Here is an 11,433-nt window from a genome sequence, read left to right as displayed (position 1 = left end):
ATCATGGAAGAGCACTCTTTGCTCCGTCACCGGATCGACTGGGACAACCTGCGAAGCAGGGCGTTCTCGCAGGCTCGCGGGGCGCAGAAGCCCGCAGACACCTACGGGGCGATCGTGTCGGCATTGAGGGCTCTGGGCGATCGGCACAGCACTTTCTGGGATCCGGGTCAGGCCAAGGAGGGCATGGAAACGTCGACTTCCTCTTTCGGCGGTCTTGAGGGGCGGTCCCTGAAGAACGGCGGCGTGGGGTACCTCTCCTTGCCTCGGGTGAACGGTTCCCAGAAGACGTACGACGCGTACGTACGACAGGGCCGGGACGCTGTGACGAAGGCGGATGGGGCGGGAGCCTGCGGCTGGGTGGTGGACCTGAGATCGGAGAGCGGTGGCGGCATGTGGCCGGTGCTCGCCGTGGCCGGGCCGATTCTGGGCGACGGCGCGGTGGGCATGTTCGTCGACGCGGACGGCAAGAAATTCGTGTGGTCGATCAAGAACGGTGCCCCGTACCTGGACGGCAAACCGAAGGCCGGCGGTGCCAGCCGGCCCCTGCGCCGGCCCGGGCCGCCGGTCGCTGTGCTGACCGGCCGACAGACAGCCAGTGCGGGGGAGGCCGTCGTCGTGGCCTTCCGGGGACGTCCGGACACTCGGTTCTTCGGCGAACAGACCCATGGTGTCCCCACCGGCAACGACGCGCACCGGCTGTCCGACGGGGCCATGCTTCACGTCACCGAAGTCAAGGACGCGGACCGCACGGGCCGCACCTACGAGGAGGCGATCGGGCCGGACGAGGAAGTCATCAAGGACCCTCGCCCGGTTGCCCGCCACCAGGATGCCGTCCTGGACGCAGCACAGAACTGGCTGAACAAGCAGGCAGCCTGCCGACGAGGGTAAAGCTCTGTGCGGGTGCTCTGAAGATTCCAGCTGAGTGCGCCGGGTCTTCCGAAGCGGTCGACACAGTCTCATGCGAGGAGAATCTCGCCGGTTATTGCCGTCGCCAGCACAACATAGACGGTGCAAGCGGCATAATTCAGTACAGCTGTAGCTTTTGTGGAGCCGGTGAGTCGCGCATGGAAGAACCCTGCCAACACTCCAACGCACCCGTAAAGAACTACCTCCATCAGGATATTGATTGCACCGAGAACGGCCATATGTATTTCGGGATTTCCTGCACTGCCGATGAACTGCGGGAGCACCGCGAGGTAAAAGAGAATTATTTTGGGATTTGTCACGCTGACTAGCACTCCTCGCAAATACCACCTCCCTGTCGCGATATCCCCGTGTCCGTTGATTGCGCGACGCGCACTTCGCATTGTCACGTACGCCAACCAAAGCAGATAGGCGGCGCCCAGTATTCTCACCGCATCTAGCACCGACGGGTGCGATCGGGCGATTTCCCCCATCCCGGCAACGACGGCGGCGGCATAAACACTCATACCTGTTCCTATGCCGAGGATGGCTTTCAAGGCGGACAGGCGGCCACCTTCAAGACCCACTGCGATCATGTACGCCATATCGGGCCCGGGTGGAGCGAGAAAGAGCATGATCACTGCTACGTAGCTCGGCAGTACTGCTAAATCCACCATCGTCAACTACCTCCGGCTGTGGGGGTGGTGTCCAAGGAGTCCTTCGGTATCGGCAGTGATCGATCCACGCCGATTCGTCCCAGTCGGTGGCCGACGCTTGTTGCGGGCTGGGAGGACTACGTGAGGCACCCGAGTCGGCGCAGAACCACCTATGACGGTTCTAACACGTTTGCGCTCCGGACGGCAACCGGCTAAGGTGGTTCTGTGGCTACTGTTTATTTCCCCGAGTTTCGACTGGGAAAACTGCTGGCGACCAGCTTCACGGGAACCCTGTCGGAGCGTTACGGTGAACCCCTGGAGCGGATTCCTGTGCCCTCCCGGTTCGCGGACTGGTTGGCAGTCAATGGACTCACGGTCGACACCTGCACCCAGTCCCAGCTCGCCCGGGCGCGAGAGCTGAGGGAATCAATTCATGCAACTGCCACCGCCGTTGCAAACCAGAGCCCGCTTCCTTCTTCAGCTGTCCAAATCATCAACGACTGCAGTACTCGGGGTCTGGCCTCGATGATCTTGACGCCCGAGGGTGGGCGGAAATGGCAGCTGAGCTCTTTTTCTGTAGAAGACGCACTCAGTGTGATCGCGGGCGATGCGATCAGTCTCGTTTCCGGAGAGCGAGAGGGCAAGATCTCTTTGTGCGCCTCGCCCACGTGTCGAGCCGCCTTCTTGGACACCAGCCGAGGTGGCACACGGAAATGGTGCGACATGAATACGTGTGGAAACCGCGAGAAGAAGGCACGCTTCCTCGCCAACAAGCGTAATGTCTCAGGCCCTGTCGATTGACCGTTCCATGCGGTCACCGGAACCGCAGCATCGCGGCCGAGCTACGTCAGCGCCGCCCCTGGCCACGGGCCGAGGGTTCGCCGTGCTGTGCTGGCGGCAGGTCCGCGGCGACGGGCCCCCGACCGCCAGAGCGCCCGCGGCGGGCCGGAGGGACAGTCCGGCTGGGCATGAACGCGGTCATCCCCTGCATCCACCCGGTGGCCGACTGGCCGTCCTCGGCGGCGGTCAGTGTGACATGCCGGACCCAGTCAACCCGTGTCGCTGCACGTAGCCAGCTTTCGCAAAACTCGGCCGCAGCGGCGGACGCAGTTGGGCGCGGCTTGGGCGCCCTTTCGCGGGACCAGGGACCCGGCGCAGAGCTGGTCGGCCTTTCGGTCGGCGATCAGCTGCTGGACGATGAAGTCCCGTAGTTCACGGATGGTGCCCCCATCCCAGTCCGGCCCGCAACTGCTCGCTGGAGGGGCCGCGGCCGTATTCGGCGCGGAAGCTTGTGCGGCGCGATGGAGGGCATCGCCGTTGGAGGCGCGCATGCTTTCGGCGCACGTGATTGCGCCCGTAGGCATCGACACAGGGGTCCGCGAGGCGGCCAGGGAGTACTCCCGGTCTTCGCAGTCGCCGCCTGGGCCGAGCTCAACACGAAGCGCGGCCCGCGTGGGATCATCCGTCCATGAGTAGCGACCTGGAAGTGAGTGCTCTGGCGATCAACGTCACGATCCCGCAGGCGCTCCGCTGGACCGACGTTCGACGTGGTGAAGCGTTCCAACTGACCACACTCAACATCAGACTTCTCCCGGACGGTCACCTCGCCGTAAAAGCCTATGGGCGGCCAGTCGGCGGTGGTCGGGGCGCATACGTATCGTTTCCCGTCCCCGACAAACCAGAACTGGCGGCTCTGGTCACCGCCGCAGCCGGCCGCGCCGGAACGTTGTGGGCAGCCCATCGTGGTCTCGGCTGAGCTCGACCTGCAGACGGAACGGGGCAGTTCTGGACCGTACCCTCGCTGCGGGGCCTGGACCAGTAGGGTTTCGGGCGTCGACACAAGTGCAACTCACGGCTGATGTAGGGAAGTTCCTCGGACTGCACCTGCCGAAGCTGTGCGGCCGATGGCCGGGACGATGCCGGTGGCCGTGCCCCGCTCGACTGTTTTGTACGTGAAGTTTGTACGTGAAAACTGCGGCGGCTTCGGCCGCGTCGAGCGACCTCTTCTGTTGCGTTGTCGAGTTCCGCTGCGGTCCCGTCGCGACACTGCCGGGGCCTACCGCGTTGGCGGCGATGCCGTCGGATGCCCAGAGGAGGCCTGCCTCACGGCTAATGGAGAGCTTGCCGTCCTCGACTGGGCGTAGGCGACCTGCGGCGTAGCCGGCACGCTCGAAGGCGGCCGGGTCACCTGTTGCTGTCACGTTCCGGCCCGGGATGGGTGTGGGAGCGGAAGGTACGGCGGTAGGTGTCCGGGGGGACGCCGACGGTTCGGTGGAAGTGTCGGCGCAGGGTCGTGGAGGTGCCCATGCCGGTGGTGGTCGCGATGGAGTCGACGGTGTCGTCGGTGGTCTCCAGGAGTTCCTGGGCGTGGCGGATACGTTGGGTGTGCAGCCACTGCAGCGGGGTGGTGCCGGTGAGTGATTTGAAGTGGCGGCCCAGGTGGCGCGAGCTCATCCGTGCCTGTCGGGCCAGGTCTTCCACGGTAAGCGGCTCGTCCAGGCGTTGGAGGACCCAGGGGAAGAGCTCGGCGAGGGGGTGGTTGCCGGGCTCCGGGACCGGGGTGGAGATGAACTGGGCCTGCCCGCCGTCGCGGTGTGGCGGAACGACCAGCCGACGGGCGATCTTGTTGGCGTTCGCCGAGCCGTGGTCGAGGCGGACGAGGTGCAGGCACAGGTCCATGGCAGCGGCCTTGCCGGCGGAGGTCAGCACGTCGCCGTTGTCGACGTAGAGGACGTCCGGGTCCACCGTGACGTCGGGATGGCGGCGGGCGAGTTCCCGGGTATGCCCCCAGTGCGTGGTGGCGCGTTTGCCGTTCAGAAGGCCGGCGGCGGCCAGGACGAATGCCCCTGTGCACAGGGAGACCACGCGTGCGCCCGCCGCGTGGGCCGCGCGCACGGCGTCGAGAAGCTCCACGGGCGGGTCCACATCCGTGTCGGCCCAGCCGGGAACGATCACGGTGTCGGCGTGCGGAAGGTAGTCGAGTCCGTGGTCCATTTCCAGGCGGAAGCGGTCGATCCGTACGGCGCCCGGTCCACAGAGGGAGAAGTCGTACCAGGGGTCCACGATGTGGGTCAGGTCCGAGCCGAACACCTCGATCGCCATGGACAGCTCGAAATGCAGCATGCCGTCGGTGACGGCCAGCGCGACGGTAGGCATGTCCGAAAGTGTATGACGCGTGTCGTTCCAGACGCTCGTGGGGGGTCCCGTTTGTCGGCAGGATGTCCATAACGGATCACAGCGAAGCGACGCGGAGCAGCCGCGAAGTAGCCGCGGATCACTTGGACGCAGGGAGTAACTCATGGGCGCGGGCCAGCGGGTGGCGGTTTTCGGTGCGTACGGGCACACCGGACGGTTCGTGGTGGCGGAGCTCCTCAAGCGTGGGTACGTCCCTGTGCTGAGTGGCCGTGACGCCGACAAGCTGAAGGCGCTGGCGCACGAGGTGGGCCTGGAGGCGCGGGTGGCGTCGGCCGGTGACGCGGCCTCACTCGACCGCGCCCTGGCCGGTACGTCTGCGGTGATCAACTGTGCCGGGCCGTTCGCGTCCACGACGGCGCCCGTCATCGAGGCCGCCCTGCGGGCCGGGATCGCGTATCTGGATGTCGCGGCCGAGATCGAGGCCAACCTCGACACCTTCGCCCACTTCGCCGACCGGGCGCGCCAGGCGGGAGCGCTCATAGTCCCGGCGATGGCCTTCTTCGGCGGTCTGGGCGACCTGCTGGCCACCGCGGCGATGGGCGACTGGACCCGGGCCGACTCCGCGCACGTCGCCTACGCACTGAGCCACTGGCACCCCACCGTCGGCACCCGCCTGTCCGGCGCGGTCTCACGCGAGCGGCGCGGCGACTACCGCCTCCGCTACACCGGCGGCAAGTGGGAGCAGCGCACCGATGCCCCGCCCGCCCTGCAGTGGTCCTTCCCCGAACCGATGGGATCACAGCCGGTGATCGGGGAGTTCACCATGGCCGATGTGGTGACCATCCCCAACCACCTGTCCATCCCGGATGTCACCACGTACATGACGGCCCAGGCGGCCCGCGACGTCGTCTCGCCCGACACACCCGCCCCGGCCGCGGCCGACGAGAGCGGCCGGTCCGACCAGACCTTCCTCATCGACGCCGTCATACGCTCGGGCGACACCCAACGCCGCGCCGTCGCACACGGACAGGACATCTACGCCGTCACCGCACCCCTCGTCGTGGAAGCCCTCGACCGCGTCCTCGACGGCCGCACCCACACCGTCGGCGTCGCCTCCGCAGGCCACATCTTCGACGCCCCCGACTTCCTGCACGCACTCTCCCCGCACATCACTCTGGAACTCCACCCCTGAGGACTCACACACCGGACAGCCCGAGACAGCCACTTCCTGAAGGAACCCCGCATGCCGTACTTCGAATCCGCCACGGACCGCGCCCGCCTCCACTTCGTCGACTACGGCCCCTCGGACGGCCCTGTCATCGTCTTCGTCAACGGCTCCTACTTCGGTACCGAGATGTGGGAGTACCAGATGTTGCCGCTGGCGGCCGAAGGGTTCCGCTGCGTGGGCTTCGACCGCAGGGGACACGGCAGGTCCGATGATGTCTGGGGCGGCTTCGACCTCGACACCCTCGCCCGGGACCTGGGCTCGCTGCTCGATCATCTGGAGCTGCGTGACGTCACTTTGGCGGCGCATTCGATGGGCACGGCCGAGGTGGTCCGGTATCTGACCCTGCGCGGTACCGACCGGGTGAAGCGCGTGGCCCTCATCGGCGGAATCGCCCCGGGCCCGGCCCGCTCCGCGGACCACCCACAGGGACTGGACCCGGAGCTGATCCGCGGATTCAACAAGACCTTCCGGCAGGACCGGGCAGAGTTCTTCGCGGACGGCGCCAACGCGTTCTTCGCCCGCCATCTGCCCGGCCCGCAGGTGTCGGACGCGTACGTGGCGTACATGGTGGACCGCTGCCACGGGGCAACGGCGCACGCCGCAGGCGCCCTGGGGGACCTCCTGCCCACCCTGAACCTCGTCCCGGAGCTGGTGAAGATCGACTGCCCGGTCCTTGTCATCCATGGATCGGACGACGCTTCCGCACCCCTGGCCCTCACCGGCCGCCGCGCGGCGGACCTGATCCCCGGCGCTGAGCTGCACGTGTACGAGTACGCGGGTCACGGGCTGTTCGCCACCCACGCGGACCGCCTCAATGAGGACCTGCGCGCCTTCGCCTCCGCCCGCATCTGACGCCTGACGGTTGAGCTCACGACCCGCGTAGTGCGTGAGCTTCCTTCCGCCCCACGTCGCTCGCCACCGAGGCACTCAACTGGACGGCGTTCACCGAAGCACCCCCAGATACCCCGAACCAACGGAGTTTTACGCCATGACCGTCCAGCCCACCCGTGCTGCCCTCACCATCGACGGCCGCACCCTGTCATACCTCGACTTCGGCGGAACCGGCCGCCCTCTGGTGACTCTGCACGGCCACCTCTCCGAGGGAGCATCCTTCACCGCCCTCGCTGCCGCGCTCGGGCCCGAGTGGCGGGTGATCGCACCCGACCAGCGCGGCCACGGCGACTCGGACCGCGCTCCCGAATACACCCGCGCCGGCTACGTCGCCGACCTTCTCACCCTCCTCGACCACCTCGGCATCGACCGTGCGGTCTTCCTGGGTCACTCCCTCGGCGCGTACAACGCGTTCCACCTGGCCGGCGAACGCCCAGAACTGGTCGAGGCCCTGATCATCGTCGATACCGCCGTCGACCTCCCCGGCCACGGCACCAGCCCCCTCGCCTTCGTGCTCAACTTCCCCTACACCGCAGCCACCCGCGCGGAACTCGCCGCCTCCTGCGGACCCCTGGCCACCGTCCTCGGGCCCCTGCTGCGCCCGCTACCCGACGGCTCCGGCTGGCGACTGCCCTTCCACCCGCAGGACACCGTCGACTCCGAGAACCTCGTCCACGGCGACCACTGGAAGCAGTGGCTCGCCACCGACTGCCCGGCGCTCCTGATCCACGGGCTGCGCAGCCAAGTCCTGCCCGCCGAACAGGCCCAGGCCATGTGCTCCAGACGCCCCGAGACGATCTACCGCTCCCTCGACACCGACCACTTCGTCCAGCAGGCCGACCCGGAGGGCTTCGCCACCGCGGTCCGAGAGTTCCTCGCAAGTATTTGAACCACTCGCGGCGCTGCTGGGCCGGGGCCGACCGGGATGCCGCGGTGACTTGCCGTTGACGGCATAGACCAGACACACGAACCCGGCCCATCGCCCAACCCGCCAAGGGCTCCGGTGAGTTCCGGACGCGCCCGTAACCGCTGCATCTGTCGCCGCTACCTCCGACCCTCGCCTACTACGGCAAGAGCCGCTTCTAGGTTTCGCTGTCGGGGTGCCAGTGGTGCACGCATGCCTCTGTACGCAGGCAGCGGTCTTTATGGTCTTCAAGTTCATCTCGCCGAAGATGACAGAAAAAGAATGGGGAAGGTTCGCATTCCATGAGGAACTTCAAGCGCGTTTCCGTTGCCGCAGGCGCACTATTCGCTGCGTTGACCATGATGTTCACGCTCTCGCCCACTGCCTCCGCAGTCGACAACATGCTCATGAACCAGAGCGGCTGGTGTCTGGGGGTCGATGGGGGATACAGCGGTAACGGCGGGAGTCCGATGCTCTGGGCTTGTAATAACAACCCCGATCAGCACTGGGTCTACTCCCGAGTCGGCTCCGATTCTTCGGGCACGTACTACAACATGACCAACGACTCGGGTCGCTGCCTCGGCATTCAGAACGGCTCCAGGTCCGCGGGTACAGGGGCGATCCTGTGGGACTGCAACGGCAACGACGACCAGCACTGGTACATCGACCGCAACTACCGTGACAGCAGCGGCAACCTGATGGACCACCTTCGGAACAGGGGTTCCGGCATGTGTCTCGGCTCCCTCAACGGCGGCGGCCGTGGTACGTACATGATTCAGTGGCCCTGCAACAACAATCCCGACCAGATCTGGTATCGGCAGAACTGACTGCGTGTTCCCTGCTGAGTGGACCAGCTGGGGAACGGCGGCTCAAGGAAACCGATCGTTCGCTCTGCGATAGAGCTCGTGCGGCGCCATTCGCGGCTTCGTGGCCGTCGCGTGCAGGGTCCGGTCCGCCGGCGTGGAGCAGCGGCGAGCGACTCCGTTAGGTGGGTGGCAATGGGATGACAGGGAGGCCGTTCACGCCGTGGCTCCTTGGTGTACTGCTCGGGCAGGCGTACGAAGGAGGGGTGGGGGGGGGGGGGGGGGGGGAGGGGGTGGGGGGGGGGGGGGGGGGAGGGGGGGGGGGGGGGGGGGGGGGGGGGGGGGGGGGGGGAGGTCCCCCCCCCCCCCACCCCCCACCCGCCTCTGGAGACTGGAGACCCCACGTGACGACCGCGCGAGAAATCATGACCGCTGGAACCGAGTGCATCGGTGCCGAGGAGACGGTACTGCTGGCGGCGCAGAAGATGGCCACACTGGGTGTGGGCGCACTGCCGATCTGCGGGACCGACAACAAGCTCAAGGGCATGCTCACCGACCGCGACATTGTGGTGAAGGTCCTGGGCGCGGGCAAGGACCCGGCCCAGACGAAGGCGGGCGAACTGGCCCAGGGTGAGGCGGTGACCATCGGCGCCGACGACGACGCCTCGGAGATCCTGCGCACGATGGCAGAACACAAGGTGCGCCGGCTGCCCGTCATCGACGGACACGACCTGGTCGGCATGGTCGCTCAGGCCGATGTCGCCCGCGCCCTGCCGGACCCGCAGGTCGGCGACCTCCTCGAAGCTCTCTCGACCGACTGACACCTTGCCGGGGCCCGGGGCTGTCACCCTGCGCGAAGCGGTCCGCCGCCTCGCCGACGCAGACCGGGCCTGCCTGCTGGACGCCTACCCCCACGCCCGCGCCAGCCTGAGCACCGTCTACGCCAAAGCCGCGTCCACCATGCGCCGGGTGACGGCTGTCAGCTCGGCCAGGTCCGGGGTCGGCCGGGACCTGGCGAGGGCGCCCGCGAGGCGGTCATAGAGGAGGCCGTCGGTCCAGCCGACCAGGAGTTCTGCGGACTCCTCGGGCCGATCCGCCCCCAGCCCACCGAGAATTCCAGCGACCCGGGCCCGTGCGCCTAGGCCCGCTTGGTGGAACTCAGTCTCCAGTTCAGGGTTACGAGCCGCCTCCAGGCTCAGTTCGAAGCGAGCCAGCTGCCGGGCGCGCCCCGTGGTCAGCCAGCGGTGCAGCAGCGCGGCGAGCGCTGCCGCCACCGCACCCCGGTCCGGCAGGGGTGCCGGGTCTTCGCCGTCGAAGTCGCCGAGGTCCAGCTCGGCGAGCCGTTGGTAGCAGGCGCCGATCAGCGCCGTCCTCGTACGGAAGTAGTACGAGGTGCTGCCCGTGGGCAGCTCGGCCGCGGCATCGACTGCCCGGTGGGTCAGCCCGCGCAGGCCTGCGGCAGCCACGAGGCCGATCGCGGTGTCCGCGATCAGAGTTCGACGATCAGGGGTGGACATGCCCTCACTCTACAACTGTAGAGTGAGGGCATCGCCTCTACGGATGTAGAGGATCTGGGAGTGAGGAGGACGCGCCATGGTGAGGACTCTGCGTCATGCGGTCGTGGTGGGTGCGGGGATAGGCGGGCTGACGGCGGCGGTGGACTTGCACCGGCGCGGCTGGCGGGTCACGGTGTGCGAGCGGGCGTCCGGGCCGTCCGCGGCCGGCGCCGGCATCATCCTCGCCCCCAACGCCCTGCGCGCCTTCGACGCCGTCGGCTTCGATGCCACCAGCGTCGCCGGCCACGCTGTCCCGGCCGCGATGGGTCTGCGGCGCCCCGGCGGAGACTGGCTGAACCGCGCTGATACCGCCGCGATGGCGGTCCGGTACGGCCGGCCCCCGCTCGCCGTGTACCGTCCGGCTCTCGCGGCCCGTCTGACCGCCGCGCTCCCAGAAGGCACGATCCGCTACGGCACTCCGGTCACCGCCGTCGACGACACCCACGGCAGCCCCGTCCTCCACACCCCGGCCGGAGACCTCACAGCCGACGTCGTGATCGCCGCCGACGGCATCCACAGCGCCCTCCGCCGCCAGTACTTCCCCGACCACCCCGGCCTGCACTACAGCGGGGAGACCGCCTGGCGCACCGTACTGCCCGCCGACGGCCTCTCCGGTCTGGCCGCTGCCGAGACCTGGGGCCGCGGCGAGCGCTTCGGTGTGGTCCCGCTGGCGGACGGCCGGATATACGTCTACGCCACCGCCGTCGTGCCCGAGGGGTACAAGCCGGCCGACCTCCGTACCGAACTCCTGCGCCGCTACGGCACCTGGCACGCGCCCATCCCGGCACTGCTGGAGCGGATCGTCCCGTCGGCCGTACTCCAGCACGACCTGTACGACCTGGCCGTCGCCCTCCCCAGCTACCACCGGGGCCGACTCGTCTGGCTCGGCGACGCCGCCCACGCCATGACCCCGAACCTCGGCCAGGGCGGCTGCCAGGCCGTCGAGGACGCCGTCGTGCTCGCGCACCTGCTGGACGGGGACGACGTACCGGCCGCCTTGGCCACCTACAGCCAAGCCCGTCACGCGCGTACCGACGCCATCCGCATCCGCGCCCGCCGCGCCGGCCGTATCGCCGCCCTCACCCACCCCGTCGCGGTCGCCGCCCGCGACCTCGCCGTCCGCGCCACCCCGGCCCGCGCCACGCAACGGGCCCTGGACGACCTCTTCAACGGCTTCAGCCTGCCGGCTACGACGGCAACAACTGCCCGCGCACAGCGGTGAGAGGCCCCGGGCCGGCACCGGTGGCAAAGAAGTCGGCCACACTCGTCTGCGCGACTACTGTGCTGCTGGTAGATCGTGCACCGAGGAAGGGCTGAGCCGTGTTGTCCACTTCGCACCCGCCGTAGGTACCTCTGG

General features: G+C 68.0%; 12 protein-coding genes. 9 read left to right on the top strand and 3 right to left on the bottom strand.

All coding sequences use genetic code 11. The features are described from left to right. Positions 1-3: 3 nt before the first annotated feature. Positions 4-888, top strand: a complete 885-nt coding sequence (locus ACZ5ID_RS16850) for a S41 family peptidase (protein WP_468898068.1) — start codon at positions 4-6, stop codon at positions 886-888. A gap of 68 nt (positions 889-956) precedes the next feature. Here the strand turns inward: ACZ5ID_RS16850 and ACZ5ID_RS16845 are convergent, their stop codons facing one another. Then, entirely contained in the window at positions 957-1,580 is a 624-nt protein-coding gene (locus ACZ5ID_RS16845; protein WP_468898066.1) for a LysE family translocator, read from the bottom strand. Positions 1,581-1,784: 204 nt separating this feature from the next. Here ACZ5ID_RS16845 and ACZ5ID_RS16840 point away from each other — a divergent pair, with 204 nt between their 5' ends. Then, positions 1,785-2,360 carry a CGNR zinc finger domain-containing protein gene (locus tag ACZ5ID_RS16840; protein WP_468898064.1) on the top strand — a complete coding sequence of 192 codons (576 nt, stop codon included), beginning with the start codon at positions 1,785-1,787 and terminating at the stop codon, positions 2,358-2,360. Between the two features lie 667 nt (positions 2,361-3,027). Next, positions 3,028-3,315 carry a hypothetical protein gene (locus tag ACZ5ID_RS16835; protein ID WP_468898062.1) on the top strand — a complete coding sequence of 96 codons (288 nt, stop codon included), beginning with the start codon at positions 3,028-3,030 and terminating at the stop codon, positions 3,313-3,315. A gap of 428 nt (positions 3,316-3,743) precedes the next feature. On the opposite strand, the gene ACZ5ID_RS16830 is transcribed toward ACZ5ID_RS16835, so the two are convergent. Beyond that, positions 3,744-4,715: a helix-turn-helix domain-containing protein gene (locus ACZ5ID_RS16830; protein WP_468898060.1), complete on the bottom strand. Its 972-nt coding sequence runs from the start codon at positions 4,713-4,715 to the stop codon at positions 3,744-3,746. A 142-nt stretch (positions 4,716-4,857) separates the two neighbouring features. Between ACZ5ID_RS16830 and ACZ5ID_RS16825 the strand changes: the two genes are divergently transcribed. The 5 genes from ACZ5ID_RS16825 to ACZ5ID_RS16805 all read left to right on the top strand — a co-directional run bounded on the left by ACZ5ID_RS16825 (position 4,858) and on the right by ACZ5ID_RS16805 (position 9,341). Beyond that, positions 4,858-5,886: a saccharopine dehydrogenase family protein gene (locus ACZ5ID_RS16825; RefSeq protein WP_468898058.1), complete on the top strand. Its 1,029-nt coding sequence runs from the start codon at positions 4,858-4,860 to the stop codon at positions 5,884-5,886. Positions 5,887-5,937: 51 nt separating this feature from the next. Next, a complete protein-coding gene (locus ACZ5ID_RS16820; RefSeq protein ID WP_468898056.1) occupies positions 5,938-6,774 on the top strand; it encodes an alpha/beta fold hydrolase in 837 nt (278 codons plus the stop codon). A 136-nt stretch (positions 6,775-6,910) separates the two neighbouring features. After that, positions 6,911-7,702, top strand: a complete 792-nt coding sequence (locus ACZ5ID_RS16815) for an alpha/beta fold hydrolase (RefSeq protein ID WP_468898054.1) — start codon at positions 6,911-6,913, stop codon at positions 7,700-7,702. A gap of 317 nt (positions 7,703-8,019) precedes the next feature. Then, complete coding sequence (locus tag ACZ5ID_RS16810; protein ID WP_468898052.1) at positions 8,020-8,544, top strand: RICIN domain-containing protein; 525 nt, start codon at positions 8,020-8,022, stop codon at positions 8,542-8,544. Between the two features lie 401 nt (positions 8,545-8,945). Continuing rightward, on the top strand, positions 8,946-9,341 hold the full coding sequence (locus ACZ5ID_RS16805) for a CBS domain-containing protein (protein WP_468898050.1): 396 nt from the start codon (positions 8,946-8,948) through the stop codon (positions 9,339-9,341). Between the two features lie 117 nt (positions 9,342-9,458). Here the strand turns inward: ACZ5ID_RS16805 and ACZ5ID_RS16800 are convergent, their stop codons facing one another. Further along, positions 9,459-10,037 carry a TetR/AcrR family transcriptional regulator gene (locus tag ACZ5ID_RS16800; RefSeq protein WP_468898048.1) on the bottom strand — a complete coding sequence of 193 codons (579 nt, stop codon included), beginning with the start codon at positions 10,035-10,037 and terminating at the stop codon, positions 9,459-9,461. Positions 10,038-10,113: 76 nt separating this feature from the next. On the opposite strand from ACZ5ID_RS16800, the gene ACZ5ID_RS16795 reads away from it, so the two are divergent. After that, on the top strand, positions 10,114-11,298 hold the full coding sequence (locus tag ACZ5ID_RS16795) for an FAD-dependent oxidoreductase (protein ID WP_468898046.1): 1,185 nt from the start codon (positions 10,114-10,116) through the stop codon (positions 11,296-11,298). Positions 11,299-11,433: the final 135 nt, after the last annotated feature.

The sequence above is a fragment of the Streptomyces sp. NPDC031670 genome (genome assembly GCF_055580545.1).
Note: the sequence above shows the minus strand (reverse complement) of the source record. Positions and strands in the feature narration are given on the sequence as shown.

Bases quoted from the DNA above. Each gene is read 5' to 3' on its own strand.
- ACZ5ID_RS16835 (WP_468898062.1), top strand. From the start codon at position 3,028: ATGAGTAGCGACCTGGAAGTGAGTGCTCTGGCGATCAACGTCACGATC.
- ACZ5ID_RS16830 (WP_468898060.1), bottom strand. From the start codon at position 4,715: ATGCCTACCGTCGCGCTGGCCGTCACCGACGGCATGCTGCATTTCGAG.
- ACZ5ID_RS16850 (WP_468898068.1), top strand. From the start codon at position 4: ATGGAAGAGCACTCTTTGCTCCGTCACCGGATCGACTGGGACAACCTG.
- ACZ5ID_RS16800 (WP_468898048.1), bottom strand. From the start codon at position 10,037: ATGTCCACCCCTGATCGTCGAACTCTGATCGCGGACACCGCGATCGGC.
- ACZ5ID_RS16845 (WP_468898066.1), bottom strand. From the start codon at position 1,580: ATGGTGGATTTAGCAGTACTGCCGAGCTACGTAGCAGTGATCATGCTC.
- ACZ5ID_RS16825 (WP_468898058.1), top strand. From the start codon at position 4,858: ATGGGCGCGGGCCAGCGGGTGGCGGTTTTCGGTGCGTACGGGCACACC.
- ACZ5ID_RS16810 (WP_468898052.1), top strand. From the start codon at position 8,020: ATGAGGAACTTCAAGCGCGTTTCCGTTGCCGCAGGCGCACTATTCGCT.
- ACZ5ID_RS16805 (WP_468898050.1), top strand. From the start codon at position 8,946: ATGACCGCTGGAACCGAGTGCATCGGTGCCGAGGAGACGGTACTGCTG.
- ACZ5ID_RS16795 (WP_468898046.1), top strand. From the start codon at position 10,114: ATGGTGAGGACTCTGCGTCATGCGGTCGTGGTGGGTGCGGGGATAGGC.
- ACZ5ID_RS16820 (WP_468898056.1), top strand. From the start codon at position 5,938: ATGCCGTACTTCGAATCCGCCACGGACCGCGCCCGCCTCCACTTCGTC.
- ACZ5ID_RS16815 (WP_468898054.1), top strand. From the start codon at position 6,911: ATGACCGTCCAGCCCACCCGTGCTGCCCTCACCATCGACGGCCGCACC.